The sequence below is a fragment of the Saccharobesus litoralis genome (genome assembly GCF_003063625.1).
GTDB lineage: Bacteria > Pseudomonadota > Gammaproteobacteria > Enterobacterales > Alteromonadaceae > Saccharobesus > Saccharobesus litoralis.
Genome location: NZ_CP026604.1, coordinates 1,917,327 through 1,936,993 on the forward strand (window position 1 = coordinate 1,917,327; position 19,667 = coordinate 1,936,993).

The window sequence follows — 19,667 nt, forward strand, 5'->3', positions numbered from 1 at the left end:
TGATCTTGTGTGATTTAAAATGATTAAAAATAATCAATTAAGAGATCAACATGAAACACAAGCTCGTTATTGCAAACTGGAAGATGAATGGTGATTTTTCTTCAAATTTTTCACTGTTAAAATCTATCGTCGCTTTTGCAGACAAACCTCAAAATACTCAAATTGCTGTTTGTCCGCCGTTTGTATATCTATCGCAAGTATACGATTTGTTAGAAAGCAGCCCAATTGCATTAGGTGCGCAAAATGTTGGTTTTGCTGAAAAAGGCGCCTACACCGGTGAAACTTCAGCTAGTATGCTGCAAGAGTTTGCTTGCCAATACGTATTGGTGGGGCATTCTGAGCGTCGTACCTTATTTAAAGAGTCAGATGAACATATCGCTGAGAAAATAAAGCTAGCCGTTGCGCATAATCAAACGCCCGTATTGTGTATTGGTGAAACATTAGAAGAAAGAGCCAGCAACGAAACGCAAACTGTCATTTTATCTCAAATAAAAACCATTATTGATAAAGTGGGTAGCGAAGTTTTTAAATCAGTTGTTATTGCTTACGAGCCTATTTGGGCAATTGGTACAGGCCAAACTGCAACGGCAGAACAAGCCCAACAAATTCACGCGTTAATTCGTGCTTACTTACGTAGTTTAGAGCCAATATTGTTTGATGAAATGACCATTCTTTATGGTGGTAGCGTGAATGAAAATAACGCCGATGAGCTTTTTGCACAAAATGATATTGATGGCTTTTTAGTGGGTGGCGCTTCACTTAAAGCAGCCTCTTTTGAGAAGATCTGTTTTGCAGGGCAAGCTGTTTTAGAAACCGCTTAATAGATTATTGATTGCAGTGCCTGTAAAGACGCAGGCACTTGCATTTAATGATGGGTAACAGGCAGCAGTTACCAGGTAAATTGTTAATGGCGCTTGCTTGGGCCGTAATACTTGCCGCTTTTAATTTGCCAATAAATACTATCCGCTTCTGATTTAGCCTGTTTAATTTCTTGCTCATTTAAACTGCGCTGGTCGATTTTTTTACTTTTTTTAGCATCTAAATGGCCGTTATAAGCGGCGATGGTATTCCATATGTAGGAGTGTTTGACGCTTTTTCTTACGCCTTTTCCTTCGTAATACATTAAGGCTAAATTAAACTGCGCTGAGCTACTGTTATTCGAGGCGGCTTTTACATACCAGTCGAAAGCTTGCTTATAGTCGCGTGTTACCCCTTGACCATTACTGTACATCACACCTAAGTTAAATTGCGCGGCGACCATATCTTTCAGTGCGGCGCGTTTAAACCAAAATACGGCTTTAGCTAAATCTCGTTCAACACCAATACCCTCTTTGTACATGACACCCAGTTTAAAAATGGCCTCTGGCAGTTGCAAGTCTGCGGCTTGGGTGTATAGCGCAAGTGCCTTGCTTGGATCTTTAGCAACCCCTAGGCCTTTGGCGTATAACTCGGCTAAATGATACATGGCAGGCGCATAGTTCTTTTCTACTAGCGCTTCAAATTCGGCGCGCGCTGTTAAAAAATCGCCAAAATTAGCGGCATCAATTCCCGCTTCTAAATCAGCTAAGGCAGAACTTGAGAATAACAATAGGCCAAGTCCGGCAGAAAAAAATCGTTTAAATTGCATAGGTTTACAAACATTGGTGTTAATAAAATTATTTTAGCTTGCTAGCGTGGATCAAGCCAGTTGTGTTTTAGTCTTGGCTAAGCTCTTCTACTGATTTAGTGGCTATATGTTGCATGTAGCGACTGGCTTGATTGACATCAAATACATCGGCCCAGTAACGTCGGTTACCTTTTAACATAGCCTCCCAAACAATCGACATGGCTAAATCGTTTGGCATGGGCTCTGCATCGACTAGCTGGCGAATAATTGCTTGCAAATTATCATCAGCATTGAGCAAAATTTGCTGCATAACATTTTGGTGAACTGGTAATGAGTTTAAATTTTGCCACATGGCTAATTGAGTGGCTTCAGATTGAAAAAATAACGCTAACTGTTTGAGATTGTCGGTGAGTTTTTTGTTTGACTTGTTTGAGAGTGTGCTCGGAAAACCCAGTGCATGTACTGAAAAATACGGTTTCATTGGCCGCTTGCCAATTGCAGGTAACCTGGTAATACCCAAATTATCGCCTAACGCCTTTTGGTACAAGCCATATGCCCACACACCATTATAAACATAGCGTAATTGTTGTTGGGTAAACTTGTTTGATGAGCATTCGTAATCACAGTTTTCATTGACCAAGCCGCTTTTGGCTAATTGGTGATAAAAGGTCATGGCTTGTCGCATAGCCGCAGTGTTTAGGTTAACTTGGTTGTTAGCTAAGGGGGAACCACCAAAGGCATTTAAAAACGGTGCAAACCAAAACATTTCGTTGTAACTCCAGCCGATTAAATCAATTTGCTTATCGCTGTTTAATGTTTGCTTTTGCTGTTGCAGTTCAACCCAAGAGCGAGCGGGTTGCTTGACCAAGGCTTTGTTGTAATACAAGAGTAAGTGATTACCGGCAATAACCGGTACCCCTTTGATCTGTTGGCGATGGCTAACAGCCATTAAATTTGTTTTACCCACATTGGGGTTTATCCAATCTACCGACAAGGTTAAAAAGCCAATATCTTTAATGCCTAAAAAATCCGCGGGCACGATAACCGCATCGGGTAAGCTATTATTTTTGGCTCTTTGCAATAACTCCACTTTGAGCAAGTCATTTTTATAACCGGCAATGTTGACCTTAATATTCGTTTGTAACTCAAACTTTTTAATTAGTGGTGCAAAGTCATAATTTTCATAACCAAACGCCAAAGTGATGGTGTTACTTGAGGTTTGGCTAAACACTGACTGCCAAGGGCACAATAACATTAATAGTAAAATGGTTCGCGCTAGCCAAGCTCTAATCAACATTGATAGCTCCTAAAGCATAGCTTTGCATGGTTTGATATAACTCTGCTGGATTAATCGGTTTAGCGATATGACTGTTTGCGCCGGCAGAAAGGTAAGAGTCTACTTCTGTTTGCATCACATTGGCTGATTGCACCACGATTGGGGTTGAAATACCCATTTGGCGGATCAGCTTAGTCGCTTGTAAACCGTCCATTACTGGCATTTGAATATCCATTAAAATAAGATCAAATGGCTGTTTAGCTGCTAAGTCAACCGCTAGCTGGCCATTTTCCGCCGTGGTTACTTGGGCATGGGTAGGTTGAATTAAATGGCAGATCACAGTGCGATTAATTTCATTATCTTCAACCACCAAGACTTGCTTGTTAGTTAAATTGGGAATGTCGAGCTCTTCTTTGCTTTGGCTTGGCGCTTGATGGCAAGGTTTAAGCGCGAACGACGCACTGAAACAAGAACCTTTACCGACTGTACTGGTGACATTAATGTCACCTCCCATGAGTTGAGCTAAATGTTTGGCAATCGACAAGCCTAAACCGGTTCCGCCGTATTTTCGGGTTGTTGAAACATCGGCTTGTTTAAACGATTCAAATAAAGTGGGCAGTTTGTCTTGTTCAATACCTATACCAGTATCAATAACATTGAATTCGACTAATGGTGGATTGTGTTGATTATTAACGGCAACTTGAATCGAAACACTGCCTTTTTCGGTAAATTTAATGGCATTAGACACCAGATTAAATAGCACTTGGCTGATCCGAGTTGGATCGCCAATGTAATAGGGTTGCACATCGGCTTGCATTTCATATTGTAAAGTCAGCGCTTTGTTTTGAACTAAAACCTCCATGGTACTCATTAAGGTGTCTATAATTGAATTGAGATTAAATTCAATGTGTTCGACTTTAACTTCACCTTTTTCTAATTTTGAAAAATCTAATATGTCGTTTACTAGCATTAACATGAGTTTTGCTAGGTTGCGGGCTTCATCTAAGTGGCGTTGTTTGGCATTAAGATCAGACGTATCACTGGCAATATTAATTAAGCCTGTTATGCCATTTAACGGCGTACGTATTTCGTGACTCATGTTAGCCAGAAATCGGGCCTTGGCTTGCTCAGATATTTCAGCTCGTTCTTTTGCTTGCTGTAAATTGTTCATCTGATTAGTTATTGTCGCGGCCATGTTATTCATATTTTCAACCAGTTCAACAAACTCTTGGTACTCGGCTTGATAATCGGCGGCGGCATAATTACCACTGGCGAATCGTTGGCTCAGCAGTTTAACTTTGATTAAAGGAGAACTGATTTTTTTGCTGAAGGTGAGCAGGGATAAGGTCAATATAATCAGTACCGCGACAAATAAGCCTCCAACCGCAATAGTCGACTGATACACATCTTGTAAATGACTCTCTTTGTCTTGGTTTATCTCCACTGTGATGTCAATCGGTTGACCATCTGAGACTAATTGCTTTTGCATGCTGGCTTTACCACTAATAACAGGGTTAGTCAGTGTTTCACCTGTATGCAATATGAGTTGTTCGTTAAGTAACCAGGTTTTATTGCTAGGTATATCAAGGTGGTGTTGCGAGTTGAAATTAAACAAGGCTTGCGTGTCGATAAATGCATACAAGGCCCCCGTCGCTTTATATGGCTCTATGATAGATTTTTGACTTTTGAGTAGAGGAAAGCCCAATATTAATAGGGTTTTATTGCGATCGGCTACTTGCTTAAATAATGTAGATTTTTTGAGTGTTAATATCGACACCTTGCTGTCAAAGTGGCTGGTGGCCATTAGTTGTTGCGTGGCGATAACTAATTGCTGGGTTTGTAGTTTAAGTATATTGGTTGGGTAAGCTTCTACAACAAACTCAGAGCCGTCTAAAATAGCTACGCCATTTACGTAAGGGTTATTTTCTACCAGCGACTGCATTTCGTTGACAACATATTGTGAATACAAAATGTTGACCGCGACTTCCCCCATGACTTGTTTACGTATCAGTCGATTAATTTCATGATTGATTTCAGACAGCTTCATCGACAAATCAAACACTTCTGACTCGGCTTGTAAGTTTACTCGTTGATAAGCTTGTCTAATATTAATTTGATAAGTTTGATAAATAAAATAGCCAGCAATCAGCAATAACGGGATCAGAACAAACGCGGTAATAGAGCCGATAAGTACTTGCCTGAATTGCGGTTTGCCTGGGTTAATACTCAATGTACATTCTCTGTAGGTGGTTTAGCTGATCTAAAGTTTGTCGATGTTAAATCAACCCTATAATGGGTTGTTGGTTGCAAATAAAACGGTTCAAAACTTTTTATAGTCTTCTCGCTCAGGTCTTATGGTTCATTGTCTGCGCTTACTCTCGACTTTGGCTCCTGCGTCGTCCTACTACCTAAATCCCTTTAGGCTGCCCCAATCACATAGTAGAGCATATGCTCATGGGGTCTCGAAGCTTGCCTGCATGGATGCAGGTAAGGGGCGAGAGCAGGACGCGGTAGCTTTGACAGCTTTGCCTACATGGATGTAGGTACTTAGGTTTCGTCTGGAACTAGAAACCTGCCCCTAAAACCTGATCGCTTTGACTATAGTTAATGCGCTAATACCTAAAGGTATAGCATATAAATTGATTATCGACTGAGCACTTTTCTATTAGGAAAGGGTTAAGAATGGACTAGAAATGGGCAAAGAATAGATTAGCCGCAGGGTAAGGCCAAAAAACCAATAAAAACTCCTAGTAAAACAATTAATTAATATCAATCAATTTAAATCTTTGTAAATCATGTTTAATCTTTTGTGAAACTGGTTTATAAATACATGTGTTTTTTTATAAGTTGAACTAGTCATTTTGGCTAATTCTGACTTATCTTTTGTATAACTTTTTAAAAAAGTAAAACTCATGAATAAATATAAACGATTATGCTTACCCTCGATCAGCAGCTTAATAGCCATTGCTTTGCTAGCTGGCTGTACTGCTACTGAGCAGACTTCATCTTCTGCAGCCTTGTCTTCTGCGACTTTGGCAGCCAAAAATAAGGTGACTTTACAAAGTCAAACTAAAATTACCGACGGTGCTTTGCATTTTGACGGTAAAAAATTAAACCATAAAACCTTTGAAAACCCGTCAAAAGGCGCGGGTTACGATTATTTCTTTGGTAAAAACATTTCAGCGCACGGTGATGCGGTTAAGCCCTATAAACACTATGTATTTATGACATGGTACAAAGGTGGCAAAGATAATCGTAACGTTATGCTATCGCGCTTAAACACCAAAACCGGAAGTGTTAAAACAATTGAGTTTCCACATCGTCATACTGGATTCCGTGGTGATCCGTTAGTGGGTGAATCGCACAACACCATAGGGTTAGCGGTTAGTCCTATCAATGGCACTATTCATATGGTGTACGATATGCACGCCTACCGTAATGACGATAAAAACGGCAGATTCAAAGGCCGTTTTATTAATGATTATTTCCGCTATTCATACTCGGTAGCCGGCGCTGCTGATGTCAGTGATGAAGACTTTACCCTAGCGCAATTTGTTAAAGATACCAGTGCAGTGAGTGAAGGGCCGGATGATTACAAGCATCTAACCATGACAGGTAACTTAGATGACAAAGACAACTTTGTTGCTTTTACTTACCCTAAATTTTACACCACTACCGACGGCACCTTAATTCATTATATGCGTTGGGGTGGTAACAATAACGGCGCGTATTATTTCAACAAATATGATGCCGAAAAACAAAAATGGACACGATTTACCCCATTTAACCATAAAGACCAAAAAACGCATGGCCATCCTTACAATTGGGGATTATATGGTTTTATGAAGTATGTTAACGGTAAGCTACGAGTCGGTTTTCAGCAACGAAGCGCAGATAATAACGACCGTTATAAATACCAAAACGGCGTGTATTACGCCTACTCAGATCATCCAGATGGTATGGGTGATTGGAAAAACCACAAAGGTGAGCCAATGACATGGCCTTTGGTTAATTCAGACGAAATTAAAGTGTTTGAGCCGGGCGACTACATGAGTCATCAAGAGCCTAACGCGATCCACATTGTTGGTGGCTTTGACTGGACAGTGACTGAAAACGAAGATATTCACTTTATAAGTAAAGCGCGCTCGACTAATCGTAAACGTGCTGATTATGAAGAAGTGGCGATCCATGCTTATAAGCCAGCAGGAGCCAAAGAATTTAAGATCTCTACTGATTTTACCGGTGGTGATTCAATTTATACCGCAGGTGACGACATCTTTATTATTGGTTTGAAAAACGGCTACCCTTACGTTGAAAAAGCCAAAGGCGGCACCAATGATTTTAAACCTATGTATCAACAAAAGGGTGGAACGCAATTTGACCACGGCACGATACATATTAAAGATGGTAAAGCGTATTATTACTTAATGGAGCGTGGCTCAGGTAGTTCGTTACCTCTATATTTACAGATCATCGATTTAGGGGTTAACTAACCAGACATCCCCTGTTTTGATAATAGATGATTAAAAAAATTGGCTCAGTGTTGTAAAACTGAGCCAATTTTTCACTTCACTAATACTGTTTCCAGAAAGAAATGTGCTATTGAATCCATGTAGGTCGCCGTACACTGTTCCAGACGCTTAACGGCATTCCCTACATTCATGTAGGTCGCCGTACACTGTTCCAGACGTTTAACGGCATTCCCTACATCCATGTAGGCTGTCTCTTATACACAAATATTTTATATTTTTATAACTCTATGATCTAATACACATTTTATAGATGTAAGGTCATATTAATGTTTAATTCAACTACAGAAGAATGGGCCAATTCAATTTTTGGAAATGCTGAACTAGGCGATTCAAGAAGAACTGACCGATTAGTGAAATTCACAACAGATATGGCCAACCATGCTGGTAATTCTGTTGTTAGTGCGAGTGAATACCCAGCCTCAGTTGAAGCGGCTTATCGTTTAATTCGAAATCACGCTGTTCGACCAGAACACATTGCTCTGTCAGGGTTTAAATTCACCGATACTATTGTCAAAGAAAGGCCGTTAGTACTTGCTATTCAAGATACAACAGGGTTGAGTTATCGGCATTCTATTTGCGATAAACTGGGTAATGCCAGCTCAGCAAAAAAATCAGCTAAGAATCCTCAAGGGCGTTCGTTATTTGTTCACTCTACACTCATGATGGATGCTGATTCTGAGCAGATACTTGGGTTAGGGAATCAATATTATTGGTTTCGAGAGCAAAAAAACTCAGAAAAAAAAGAAGTGCTTCAACAACGGCCAATAGAAGAAAAAGAAAGCTACAAATGGCAGCAAAATATAGAAACACTGTCAGCTCGAATGGGTTCTTTAAGCAATGTAATAGATGTTTGTGATAGAGAAGCTGATATTTACGAATATTTAGATTATCAAAAACAACAAGGGAATCGCTTTCTTGTACGAGCGAAAGAGAACCGTAAACTTAATTTACCTAAAGGCTGTTTAAACGATGCAGTTAAAACGATGTCAGCCAAAAGCCATTATACGGTGCACGTGCCGCAAAAAGGTGGAAGAAAAGCTCGAGATGCAAATGTCGCATTAAGTTATAGAAGTATCACCATTAACAAACCCAAAAGAGCGACTGGTTCGGCTGAACTAACGGTTAATATGATTGTGTGCCAAGAAGTTAATGCCGAGAATGAAGACGAAAAGTTATGTTGGGTGTTATACACATCAGAACCGATCACTTCAGACGCGCAAGCTAGAAAATTAGTGCGTTTTTATGAATTACGCTGGCGTGTGGAAGACTTTCATAAAGTCTGGAAGTCTGATGGCACTCAAGTTGAAAAACTAAAGATGCAAGGTGTAGATAACTTAAAGCGAGTGGCTATAGTTCAAGCATTCATCGCAATAAGACTCATGCAGTTACAGCAGTTAATCAAGAATAAAGAAGCAGCCCGCAACATATCATGTGAGAGATTATTACCTCAATTGTTGTGGAAACTGTTATGGAAAAAAATAGAAAAGAAAACAGAGCTCCCCCAAGAGCCGCCGTCTTTGTATTGGGCTTATTATGCGATTGCCAAAATAGGTGGGTGGTATGATAGTAAAAGAACAGGCCAAGTGGGTGTAAAAGCTATATGGGTTGGCTGGAAAAAGATCATGATATACGCCGAATCTTTAGAACTTATACAAGCGTTAGATTGAGTATAAGCTTATGAAAAAAATGTGATCAAGAGACAGCCATGTAGGTCGAAATTTATTTCGACAATAGCAGCAGAGCTGCTTCAGATTAGGTTTCTAGGCGCGATATTGCTAAATATCTGCAACCTTTGCCCGTTAAACCGCAACCCCACAATGCGCTTAATCAGCTATAGCCTTATTTTGCTGCCAGTTATACAAAACCAGAAACAATAAACCGAGCACCGAAGAAAGCATTGCGCCAACCAACGCTAAGCGAAAGCTTGAGTATTGGGCGATAACTCCCATGCCACTTGAACCCAACATAACACCCACTTTAAAACCGTTGGAATACACAGCTGAGGTGAACCCAACGCGGTTCGGTAATTGCGCTTGTAATAAAGTTAAACCCACACCCGCAAATAACCCATAAAACACCGCATTAATAAATTGTAGAGCCAGCATTTGCCAGAACTCAGTAGCCACATACATACCAGCATAAAAAACAAAGCCAAAACCAAACGCCACTAGCATCACGTTTATTTTACTAAAACGTTGGCATAAGCGATTGGCCCATAACATGATCGGCACTTCAAGCCCGGCTACCAAGCCCATTAATATGCCCGGCGTATACTCAGGTAAACTCAGCTCTTTAATGGTATATAAGGCTAATGAAGACGAGTACATGTTATTGCCCATGGAACCCGCCACAACAGCGATGGCTAAAAACCAAAAGTGCAGCGGGGCAGGTGTTGTCGCTTCGTTTTTATGTTTAGATTTTTGCTGACTTAACTCAGGTAACTTTAGCCAAACAAAAGCCATGCTCAGTAAAGCAACCATAATAGCCGAACTAAACGCACCAACAAAACCAATACTGGCAACCAGAGCAAAGCCCAAAGGAGGGCCCATCATCCAAGCAAAAGAAATACCGGCTCTAAGTTGTGCATTAAACTGAGTAATATCTATGGTTTGTTTATTTGCCCATTGACGACCTAATGTCAACATAAGAGGAATGCTAGCATTGCCGAACGCCATGCAAAAAATTCCTGCCGCCAGTACCACCCAAAACGAATGGGTGTTCATGTAAATCAACAAGGCCAATACAATGCCGCTGTTAGCTAACAAGTACATTTTGCGGGCACTAACGCCTTTATCTGCTAATTTCCCCAAGGTTTGACTGATCACGATCCCCGCCAGCGTGACACTAACCATATAAATACCCACATATATCGGCGGATTGTTAAGTTCATCAATTAAGAAATAACTCAACAGAGGATAGATAAATGAGCCAATCATACCGGTTAACGAGCTAAGAAAAATAAACTGCTTGGCTGATAAATGATGGGGTTGTGAAGATGTGGAAATAAACAACATGAAACCTAATACACTTGCTCTGAGACGCCAAATTTTTACGGGTTTTAGCGAGCGCGATAAAAAGCGAGGAAGGGTACGGTAAATCAGCGTAAATTGATAGTTGGATTCAGTGATAATGGCGGATTAACAATGCCTAACTTTTTCAGCGCAGATAAAAACCCTTACGAGTTAACAAAACAAAAGTGAGTTAAATGGTGAAGTAGGGTATAGCTTGGCTCGATATTTAAGTTATGACCATGGTGTTTTTTCAATTTTGTCAGGTTTGTTTAAACAAAATTTATAAGATGGGTGTCTGGTTAATTATCTTCTGGTTAATTCTCAATGTGTATATGCTTAGATGCTTACTCTATACGCACGTAAGTCGTAAAAAGTTGTCTGAAGTTTATGAAGCGACTCACACTTCTGCTGAAAGGTGGTAGTGGGGTGTTTTAGTTTGCCATAACAAACTTAGCATTCAATTTTCTAAGCAATTCAAATGTATTGATATAGCTAACGCCAAATTGCTTGCAAATATTAGGGATTTTTACTTTCTTACTATTCGGGGGGACTAATGCTTCATGGGTCACTATTGTTGCACCTGTTGTAGAAGCTTTTGCGATTATCCAAGGATCGGCTTTGCTTAAAAAGTTTGCGATATCAGCTTGAGATTTATCTGTAAGAGAAACTACATGGTTAGCTATTTCAGTAAACATATCTTGAGTGGTTTTGTCAGCCACAGGTAAGAAATGAGATTTGTGGGCTTTAGCCCACTTCGATAATTCATCATTAGAGTCAGTGAGTTCGAGATAAACATTGTCTATGCTCATAACTTGTCCGGCCCGAAACTGCTTCTCTAACCAATCCCAAAACGCGGGACAAAAATTCATGTCGTAATAAAGGTTTTTTGCTTGAATGTAGGTATTAGAGTCCATTAAATAATTCAAAAATCATATCCCTTAGCAAACTTATTAATTTTATCCGGCTTTATCCCAAGTAGCTGCCCAGCATCCCTAAGTAAAACTTTACCACTTAGTGTTTCAGACAAAACTGCTCTCGCTAACCTTTCGCTTGTTTGACTTTTTAGAGTTACATAATAGCTAGGGCCTGTTCCTTTTCGCTCTCTTTCGTCATATTGCTTTTTGAGAAATTGAATAAAGCGATGATATTCATTTTGAGAAATGAACCTGAACGTTAAAGCTCTTCGCGCTAAAACCCATTGACTTACATGGAAGTGAGATTCTAAACCCGCTAAATTATCTTTCCAGTCTTCTAGTTGTTGCCAATAACTCTTGAACTCTTCTCCGGGGACTAGAAACTCTGCCGCTACTGCATTGCAGAGAATTTCTTCTTTACGATGTGTAGAATCAGACCCGTCAGAAACGCCACTTTGTCCAATCCATATGTGAGCTAATTCATGAATTAAAGTGAACAATCGTGCAACAGGAGCATCTGCTAAGTTAATAAAGATCACTGGTGCGATTTCATCAGCAATGGCGAAACCTCTAAACTCATTAACAAATAAAGGCTTTGTGTGATGTCCCAAATTACTTTGGCGCATTATAAGTACACCAATATTCTCAATCTTTTTGATAAGATCTTTGTGGTAATCTTCCCAGTTTCCCCTAGTAGGGTGAGGCGGAACCCCAAGCTCATTTCTCATATCATTGACAATATCAATTGCACTAGAGTTGATATTAAAGCGACCGACAAAACTCAATGGTTCAGTTCCTTGGTCGGTCAAATATTCTTTATACCAAGCTTGTTTAGTGAGTGTATTTTGCACAACCTTGTATAACTCAGCGCTTGGCTTTCTTAAAGGTTCACCATCAACGGTTCGCAAATCTGGAATTGGAAGCTTATCTTCAGGCTGCTCTCGAAGAAATAAATAACCAAAGGGGACATATGTTTTTTCGGCTAGTTCCATAGCTTTGCGCATGGTAATAGGCTTTTCACCGTTTTCCCAAGCACTTACCTTTTCTTCAGTAGTTTGGAGTTTTGTGGCAAGCATACCCAAAGACAGGTCGGCACGTTCTCGTGCCCACCTTATCAAATTTGGATTAACTTGTGCGTATGCTGTTGCCATCTAAAGTCCTTTTCTTTTATCTCATCTTAATCATAAAGAATTTAAGATAAAAGAGGTTTGTAAAAATTTTAGTTAGTATTGGAACTAAGGTTCTATCTAATATTATATAAAAGTTGTTTTGCTTTATCACTTGTTAGATTGATTTGAGGCATCATTGTTCAATTGTTGGCTGTAATTTTATGGGATCGTAGTTCGTACTAATTTATATCCAGGCACGATACTATGATCCAGTCATAGGTCGTTTTTATTCAAATGTTCCGGTGGGAGCTGTTGAGCATATAATTAACAAGACACCCATCTTATAAGTTTAACCAAAGTTTATAAGGTGGGTGTCTGGATAAAATTCCTATTTCTAAGCTACAAGTTATCCGTTTAAACCCAACACAAATTTTGGCAACCAAGAGCAAACATTATTAAACAGTAATTCACTTGACAACTTTGATTACAGGTGTAATCTTAAACTTATCGATTACACCTGTAATACATAAAGATGACTGAAATTACCAATACCGAGTTTGAAGTTTTAGAAGCTTTATGGGTTAACTACCCCGCTACGGCAAACAGTATTATTGAGCAACTAAATAAAAATAAACCATGGCACGAGAAAACGGTAAAAACCCTGATAAATCGTCTTGTCAAAAAAGAAGCGATAGGCTTTGAAAAACAAGGGCGTTCTTACCTTTACTATCCGTTAGTTGAACGAGATTCGTATATGGCCACGCAAAGTCAGAGCTTTATTGACCGTCTATTCAGAGGAAGGGTATCGCCGCTAGTTGCAGGGTTTGCAAAAACGAATAATTTAAAAAAAGAAGATATTGAAGAATTAAAAGCACTCATTGAAAAATGGGAGCAAGACAATGATTGATTTCCTTATTTCGTTATTACTGCCCTTAACATTTTTACTGATGGTATTGCTGCTTGGCCATAAATGGCTGATACGCACATTAGGCGCTATCAACACTTACTTATTATGGTTAACCGTACCTTTAGGGCTGGTAATTTACTGTTTACCACTGCCGTGGCAACAAAGTAACGTATTGCAAATAACTGAAATCAAACGTTACTTGGTGGATGCTGATACATCATTTCAACAAAGTATTTCCATGTCTTGGTTTGTCTATATTTGGCTGGGTGTTGCCGTGGCAATAACGGCCTATTGGTTGTTGAGCTATTTTACATTTAATAAACAGTTACAACTCATACCTGTTGATAAATCAATATTGCCGGTAACTCTCCCTAAAAAGTTAAGTGTATATCAGCACTCAAAAGAATATAGCCCGATGCTTGTCGGTATGGTTCAGCCAAAACTTATTATTCCAGAAAACTTTTTTGAGCTTTACAGTGTAGAGCAACAAAAACTTATTCTTGAACACGAAATTTGTCATTTTGATCGGAATGACATTTATTGGAACTTGGTAGCGATAACTTGCTTAACGTTATTCTGGTTTCATCCCCTTGCTTGGCTATCGTATTTTAGATTTCGCCAAGATCAAGAACTCTCCTGTGATCAACTCGTTGTGGCGCGCAAACCAAAAGAGAGCAGGATTACCTATAGTAAAGCACTGTTAGTGACGGCACAGTCGACACCGCCATTAGCTTTTGCTCAGCTATCCTTTACAAAATATGGAGATAAACAAATGATGTTTGAACGTATTAACAATGTAAAAACGAGTACGAAAGCCTCTAAATCGATATTAGCAACTGTCATGTTTGCAACTATTACCATGCTCTCTGGGCTAAGCTATGCCGGAAATCAACACGATAAAGCAGGAGCCCAAATAGCCCACAAAAATAACCTAATGGCAGAAGTACGTATTAAACCTAAATATCCACTGCAAGCGGCGCAAAACAAGACTGAAGGTTCAGTGGTTCTTAAATTTGATGTAACGGCAAGCGGTGCGGTTCAAAATGTTGAAGTGGTCAATGCAAAACCCGCCTATGTATTTGATAAGGCTGCCGTAACAGCGTTAAAACAATGGAAATATTCAGCCCCCGGTCGCTTGGTAAAGAATAATTTAGTTCAACTCGATTTTGCGATGAATGATAACACTCATCACGACAATTTAATTGAACAACTTAAAGTGACCAATTAAGTTTGTTCGGGTACATAAAACATAAATAAAAGGTCGCAGCTGCGGCCTTTTTCAATTTAGGAACCTCCATTCCTCACATCGCCCATACACGCACCGCCAACCACAGTTACAAAACATAATTAGCCAAAATTTATAAGATGGGTGTCTTGTGATTTGTTTAGTTGGTGAGTATCTACAGTGGTTTTATTTATTGCCATGTATATTGAAGAAAATATATCGATCCAAACTGAAGCCGCCTAAAAACTAATGGGTGTCCAGTTATTTCTCTATATAACCTAATCCTTGTGCATATTAAACTGCTGCAAGTTTTCAATTTTCTACACCACACACCAAAAATTAATCAAAATAGGTGATTTTAAGATTGATTTAGATTTATTTTTTGGTTTTATGAATTTGTTTTGATTGATATTGATTTTATATGATCATAAAATCCGATTTTTTTAATAAGGGAATAATTAATAATAATGTTTTCGAATGCGTTGGGTAAACACAGTTCATTAATTGAACTGGTTAAATTGGTTAGGGTCTTCTTAAAGCAACCACTTAATCAAATTTTGATTGGTATTGTGTTGATTGGTATCTCCAGCGGAAAATCGGCAGCTGTAGAACGCCCAAGCATCTGGGTTAAAAATACCGATAGAGCTAAAATTTTAGATAAAATAAATACCCAACCATGGGCTAGTTCACTATTCACTGAGCTTAAACAACGTGTAGACCCACTCGCCTCTGAGTCACTCAAAGCAAGAAAAACTCTAGTTCAACAACTGCCATTTGTTTTAAGCCAAAAGCAAATTTCTGTTTTACCTCGATTCCAGGTAAAAGGTGGCGGTACTGAAGAACAATGGGAACGTTTATCTAAAACGGTTCTTGATGGCGTAGACTGTGGTGTACTTTATTATTTAACGCAGGAAGACAAATACGGAAACTGTGCAGCGGATGTATTACATAATGTTGTTTTTGCGCTAAAACATATGCCTGTCGATATTACCACCCCGACAAATAAGGCCACAAGAAATGCTGGTTGGTTATTTCCAAACAACCATCTGTTTGAAACTAGGGGGATTGGTGCGCAATTACCCATCATCTATGATCTAATATACCCATACATAGCAGCACAGAATAAAGTTTATAATTACACTAGTAATCAATTAACTGCATTCGATTTTGTTGATGCCCAAGACGTATTTAAAACATACCTTTGGCTAGCACTTAACCGTGGCGATAAAAAAAGTAACTGGTCTGTTATTGAATCGCCAAGCTTGCTACATAATGCGTTAGCACTAGATAACCCGCAGCAAACTAAACAGTACATCACACAATATCTTAGCACTGATAGCCAGTATCAAATGTCATTCAATACTTTGGCAAGTCATTATAAAAATGCAGGAGATATTTGGCCGGAATCACTAAACTACTCAAAACGAGTAGGGGAAGTGTCTATATACATTTTAGCCTTGCTTGAACGCTATGACTCGACACTTGAATTAGCTAACAAGTATCCTAATTTACTCGGCAATTATAAATCCTACTACAACCTACAATTCCCGAATGACGATTATCCCTTTATTGGTGATGGAGACAGACAATACGAGATAAACTATCCAATACTCGAAATGTCACTGTCTGTGGCAAGGAAAAACAAAAACAGTCTGCTTACCAATGATTATGACGAATACTTAGCCTCAAGCGTAAAAAAAGATTTATACGATCGCGGTGAGTTATCTCCACGATTTTACGGTGGTAGGGTGTATACCACGCCGTTACAACTGTTGTGGAACGAAGCTAGCCTAACAAATAAAACATCACGCACAATTAACTCGCAAAGACCACGCACCGCAGCTTTAGACTATGCAGGAATGGTTATCCAACGTAACACTAGTTTCAAAGACTCCACTAAAAACGGCTTAATGGCCTACGTCGCTGGTGCATCCTATATTCATGGCCACGCTTCTGGAATGGACATGGAACTCTACGGGCAGGGTCATGTTTTGGGTATCGATGGTGGTAAAGGAATATACAAGACTAATACTCATGAAAACTATTACCGATTATTTGCTGCCCATAATACCGTGATCAGCAATGGCTCATCCGGATCTGAAAAACGTTGGGTAAACTTGGGTATAAAAAAAGTACAGCAAGTTGCAATGGAACCTCTGCCCAACCAACCAGCCGTGTCGCCAAATCATTCGTTTTCTATTTCGTCTTTCTGGGACAAATTTAATTTAGTATCTCAGGCTGAACATGAAAGAACCCTAGCTTTAATAAAAGTGTCTGATACACAAGGGTATTACGTAGACATATTTAGAGCAAAAGCAAGGAAGAGAAAATTCGGCACGTATGGCATGCAATATCATGATTACGTTTATCACAATATAGGTGAAAATGTTGCAGTTACGTCCGAAGCAAAGCCGGTTAGCCTAAAAAGCAATAATCGTCGTTATCTCAATAATGATGATTTGCCATGGGTTCAAAATAAACACTATAGGCATCCTGGTTGGCATTTCTTTAAAGACGTTAAATCAACGCAAGTGTCTTCCCGTCAGCACGAAATTACCTTCACTGCATCTAAGTTAGGTGACGAGCCTATTTATATGCGAGCTATTTCGCCCAGTAACATAGCGTTAGATTTCACTACGGTTATGGCACCACCGTCAGTAGGCGCGCCGTTACCTTATCAGGATAAACCGTTACCTACATTTATCGCCCGCAAACAGGGCGATGCATGGCAAAACCCTTTCGTTTTTGTTTATGAGTCGACAACGGGTAATGCTGGATTTGCGGTGAAATCGGTCGAACGACTAATGGATAAACGCGGCTTTAATGGCTTAAAAATTAAAGTTGATACTGGTGCTACAACCTTAACTCAGTATGTGATTTTAAATCGAAAACTTAACAGTAGTTACCGCAACGATAAAGAGAAAATTTACTTTAAAGGCCACTTTGCCGTTATCTCGGTAGACGATCAAACCCAAAAGGGAGAGCTATATATGGGGTCTGGGTACGAGCTTAGCTATGGTGGCAAAAGGCTTTATCCCAACAGAGGGGCCACAGCAGGGTATAAAACCTTTTAGCGCTTAGCGATATAACTATTGGCGCTAACGCAGGTTGTTAGTGACTTGCCCAGCTGTATATAGGAAAAAATAAAGAGTAATCAAATCTATGTTTATAAGTGGTCAGTTAACACAAAAACTTACTTTCTTTACTATCGTCATGCTATGCGTGTGTATGGCAATGAAAGCTAATGCCAACGATAATTTGTCGATTAAAATGACAAACCACTCTAATGCTTTTAACGAACAGCAGATATCTTCCAAACTTTCACAAGCGGAATCAGCATTTTCAAACAAAAATCTCGACGAGGCTATTGCACAAAGCAACGAGGTGATTAACACCTTAGAAGCGCAGGAGAAATTTGGATCTGAGTTACTAAAAGATGCGCTCCTAATCGATTATAAAGCGAGATTCCTTAAGAAGCTTGGCTCAAGATCAATACATGCAATTAGACGTGGTAGCCAAACTAGCTTTTCTCACTTTAACCCGCTTATTAAACATGCGAACGAAAACTTAACTCCCCACCAGCGTCAGCAGGTCAAAGAAAGTATCGCGTTGTTTATATACGAACTACCAATGTCTTCTCGGAGAAACCCAGCCGTTTCAGACGATTTTCGCTCTAAAGATACAAGATCTCGGTATATAAAAAGCGCAACTTATCATACCTTAATTGGTACATACAAAGTGCCAAACAAGACGTTACAAACGATCGTCAGTAATCCACAATATCCTTTAGATGAACCAGTCAAAGCATATTTTTATCTTGGTAGAGAGGAAATGATTAAACATCGTTTCAATCGCGCTGAAAACTTTCTGAAACAAGTCATTAATGCTGAAGATAGGGGTGACGGCTATGAATCATACAAGATGTTAGCAATAGACTACCTTTATCATTTGGCGTTGAGAAAAAAAGACTTATTTAGCGCTAACTTATACTGGTTACAACTTGCTGATGCCCAGCCAACAATAGTGTATCAGCCTGATCTTGTCGTAGCTGAATATATCGATATAAACCAACTTAATACACAGCAAATCGAGTTGGAATTGACGATTGATAAAATGGGGTATGTTAAAAATGCGGTCTTACAACAGCCAGTGACAAGTAATGCCAGAGCAACCTTTAATTTTGTTGAAAGTACACTGTTAAACTCTCGTTTCTCTCCTCTAAGAGGTAATGATGGCTCTTTTACAGCATCAACCATCTCTCTCTCTGTAGAAATTAACCCAGCATTTGATAGGGTAATTTCGAGAAAGCAAACTAACTTACATAGAGCTTTATCTGAATTTTATCCTGGTGGTTATCGTAACTCAGAATTATTCACTCAACTTATAAACCCCTAATGGAATATAGTTAATAACTAAAAGGTACAAACAATGGCCAATATAAACTTTGTAAAAAAACTGGCTACATCAGCATTTCTTTTCAGTAGCCTCACTAGTGTACAGGGAGTGGCTAATAACTGTGATGTCTATTCTGATCCACCGCCTTCTGAAGATCCTAGTGATGGTGGCTATTATGATCCGCCCCAAGGCGAAAGTGGCCAGCAACAGTCGGGGTTTATATACCCCACTAATATTTCGGCGAGCCCGAGTGTAAGTACAAATGGTAACTTTACCATTACTTGGGACCTAGTCACTCCAATAATAGATCATGGTAGCTATATTGAGGAATGCCAGTATATCTGGTTAGAAATATATAAGGACGGTGATGAGTCAAGAATATTCGACACTAAATTTACCAACGACTGTACTGCTACCAGCTACCAATTTACCGACTACCCAGTTGGTTCATATAGTATTGGTTTAGGGGCAGAAATAATAGGTACGGACACTACTGAGGGCTATGAAGCCAATTATGGTGAGTGGGACTACGACAATAATACGGTTAACGTGAACGTGTATTTTGGCCGGAAAGTAGTTTACATACACACTGATATGCTGGGTAGTCCGATTGCCGAATCACATTAACAACCAAAGTACACAAATTTCCATGAGTCTTCGATATAAAGCGCATGTTCTAATTTCTCTACTAA

At 39.4% G+C, this 19,667-nt stretch carries 14 protein-coding genes; 8 read left to right on the forward strand and 6 right to left on the reverse strand.

From position 1 onward, the window contains the following. Nucleotides 1-50: 50 nt before the first annotated feature. Nucleotides 51-821, forward strand: coding sequence for a triose-phosphate isomerase (gene tpiA, locus C2869_RS06760; protein ID WP_108602226.1), 771 nt, complete (start codon nucleotides 51-53; stop codon nucleotides 819-821). Between the two features lie 83 nt (nucleotides 822-904). Here tpiA and C2869_RS06765 read toward each other — a convergent pair whose 3' ends face one another. The 3 genes from C2869_RS06765 to C2869_RS06775 form a co-directional block, all read right to left on the reverse strand. Beyond that, nucleotides 905-1,627 carry a tetratricopeptide repeat protein gene (locus C2869_RS06765; RefSeq protein ID WP_108602227.1) on the reverse strand — a complete coding sequence of 241 codons (723 nt, stop codon included), beginning with the start codon at nucleotides 1,625-1,627 and terminating at the stop codon, nucleotides 905-907. 67 nt (nucleotides 1,628-1,694) lie between these two features. Then, the gene (locus C2869_RS06770; protein ID WP_108602228.1) at nucleotides 1,695-2,903 is read right to left on the reverse strand and encodes a sugar ABC transporter substrate-binding protein; all 1,209 of its coding nucleotides are present in this window, start codon (nucleotides 2,901-2,903) and stop codon (nucleotides 1,695-1,697) included. Then, nucleotides 2,893-5,112, reverse strand: coding sequence for an ATP-binding protein (locus C2869_RS06775; protein WP_108602229.1), 2,220 nt, complete (start codon nucleotides 5,110-5,112; stop codon nucleotides 2,893-2,895). The genes C2869_RS06770 and C2869_RS06775 overlap by 11 nt, the downstream gene beginning before the upstream one ends. 682 nt (nucleotides 5,113-5,794) lie before the next feature. On the opposite strand from C2869_RS06775, the gene C2869_RS06780 reads away from it, so the two are divergent. Next, complete coding sequence (locus tag C2869_RS06780) at nucleotides 5,795-7,375, forward strand: BNR-4 repeat-containing protein (protein ID WP_108602230.1); 1,581 nt, start codon at nucleotides 5,795-5,797, stop codon at nucleotides 7,373-7,375. 305 nt (nucleotides 7,376-7,680) lie between these two features. Then, complete coding sequence (locus C2869_RS06785; RefSeq protein WP_108602231.1) at nucleotides 7,681-9,081, forward strand: IS4 family transposase; 1,401 nt, start codon at nucleotides 7,681-7,683, stop codon at nucleotides 9,079-9,081. Between the two features lie 156 nt (nucleotides 9,082-9,237). Here C2869_RS06785 and C2869_RS06790 read toward each other — a convergent pair whose 3' ends face one another. From C2869_RS06790 to C2869_RS06805, 3 genes are all read right to left on the reverse strand, one after another. Then, nucleotides 9,238-10,428, reverse strand: coding sequence for a sugar efflux transporter (locus tag C2869_RS06790; RefSeq protein ID WP_108602232.1), 1,191 nt, complete (start codon nucleotides 10,426-10,428; stop codon nucleotides 9,238-9,240). 428 nt (nucleotides 10,429-10,856) lie between these two features. Beyond that, entirely contained in the window at nucleotides 10,857-11,351 is a 495-nt protein-coding gene (locus C2869_RS06800; protein WP_108602233.1) for a DUF4411 family protein, read from the reverse strand. Then, on the reverse strand, nucleotides 11,348-12,490 hold the full coding sequence (locus tag C2869_RS06805; RefSeq protein WP_108602234.1) for an XRE family transcriptional regulator: 1,143 nt from the start codon (nucleotides 12,488-12,490) through the stop codon (nucleotides 11,348-11,350). The genes C2869_RS06800 and C2869_RS06805 overlap by 4 nt, the downstream gene beginning before the upstream one ends. A 490-nt stretch (nucleotides 12,491-12,980) precedes the next feature. On the opposite strand from C2869_RS06805, the gene C2869_RS06810 reads away from it, so the two are divergent. The 5 genes from C2869_RS06810 to C2869_RS06830 all read left to right on the forward strand — a co-directional run bounded on the left by C2869_RS06810 (nucleotide 12,981) and on the right by C2869_RS06830 (nucleotide 19,602). Further along, nucleotides 12,981-13,355, forward strand: a complete 375-nt coding sequence (locus C2869_RS06810) for a BlaI/MecI/CopY family transcriptional regulator (protein ID WP_108602235.1) — start codon at nucleotides 12,981-12,983, stop codon at nucleotides 13,353-13,355. A gap of 40 nt (nucleotides 13,356-13,395) precedes the next feature. After that, a complete protein-coding gene (locus C2869_RS06815) occupies nucleotides 13,396-14,583 on the forward strand; it encodes a M56 family metallopeptidase (protein WP_228710819.1) in 1,188 nt (395 codons plus the stop codon). Between the two features lie 464 nt (nucleotides 14,584-15,047). Next, nucleotides 15,048-17,654 carry a heparinase II/III domain-containing protein gene (locus C2869_RS06820; protein ID WP_108602237.1) on the forward strand — a complete coding sequence of 869 codons (2,607 nt, stop codon included), beginning with the start codon at nucleotides 15,048-15,050 and terminating at the stop codon, nucleotides 17,652-17,654. Between the two features lie 154 nt (nucleotides 17,655-17,808). After that, complete coding sequence (locus C2869_RS06825) at nucleotides 17,809-18,975, forward strand: hypothetical protein (protein ID WP_159084071.1); 1,167 nt, start codon at nucleotides 17,809-17,811, stop codon at nucleotides 18,973-18,975. Nucleotides 18,976-19,008: 33 nt separating this feature from the next. Continuing rightward, a complete protein-coding gene (locus tag C2869_RS06830) occupies nucleotides 19,009-19,602 on the forward strand; it encodes a hypothetical protein (RefSeq protein ID WP_108602239.1) in 594 nt (197 codons plus the stop codon). The last annotated feature ends 65 nt before the right edge of the window (nucleotides 19,603-19,667 follow it).

What these genes read in the sequence shown, in the direction of transcription:
- C2869_RS06805 (WP_108602234.1), bottom strand. Translation starts at nt 12,490, where the DNA reads ATGGCAACAGCATACGCACAAGTTAATCCAAATTTGATAAGGTGGGCA.
- C2869_RS06810 (WP_108602235.1), top strand. Translation starts at nt 12,981, where the DNA reads ATGACTGAAATTACCAATACCGAGTTTGAAGTTTTAGAAGCTTTATGG.
- C2869_RS06790 (WP_108602232.1), bottom strand. Translation starts at nt 10,428, where the DNA reads ATGTTGTTTATTTCCACATCTTCACAACCCCATCATTTATCAGCCAAG.
- C2869_RS06765 (WP_108602227.1), bottom strand. Translation starts at nt 1,627, where the DNA reads ATGCAATTTAAACGATTTTTTTCTGCCGGACTTGGCCTATTGTTATTC.
- C2869_RS06830 (WP_108602239.1), top strand. Translation starts at nt 19,009, where the DNA reads ATGGCCAATATAAACTTTGTAAAAAAACTGGCTACATCAGCATTTCTT.
- C2869_RS06780 (WP_108602230.1), top strand. Translation starts at nt 5,795, where the DNA reads ATGAATAAATATAAACGATTATGCTTACCCTCGATCAGCAGCTTAATA.
- tpiA (WP_108602226.1), top strand. Translation starts at nt 51, where the DNA reads ATGAAACACAAGCTCGTTATTGCAAACTGGAAGATGAATGGTGATTTT.
- C2869_RS06820 (WP_108602237.1), top strand. Translation starts at nt 15,048, where the DNA reads ATGTTTTCGAATGCGTTGGGTAAACACAGTTCATTAATTGAACTGGTT.
- C2869_RS06785 (WP_108602231.1), top strand. Translation starts at nt 7,681, where the DNA reads ATGTTTAATTCAACTACAGAAGAATGGGCCAATTCAATTTTTGGAAAT.
- C2869_RS06770 (WP_108602228.1), bottom strand. Translation starts at nt 2,903, where the DNA reads ATGTTGATTAGAGCTTGGCTAGCGCGAACCATTTTACTATTAATGTTA.
- C2869_RS06815 (WP_228710819.1), top strand. Translation starts at nt 13,396, where the DNA reads ATGGTATTGCTGCTTGGCCATAAATGGCTGATACGCACATTAGGCGCT.
- C2869_RS06825 (WP_159084071.1), top strand. Translation starts at nt 17,809, where the DNA reads ATGGCAATGAAAGCTAATGCCAACGATAATTTGTCGATTAAAATGACA.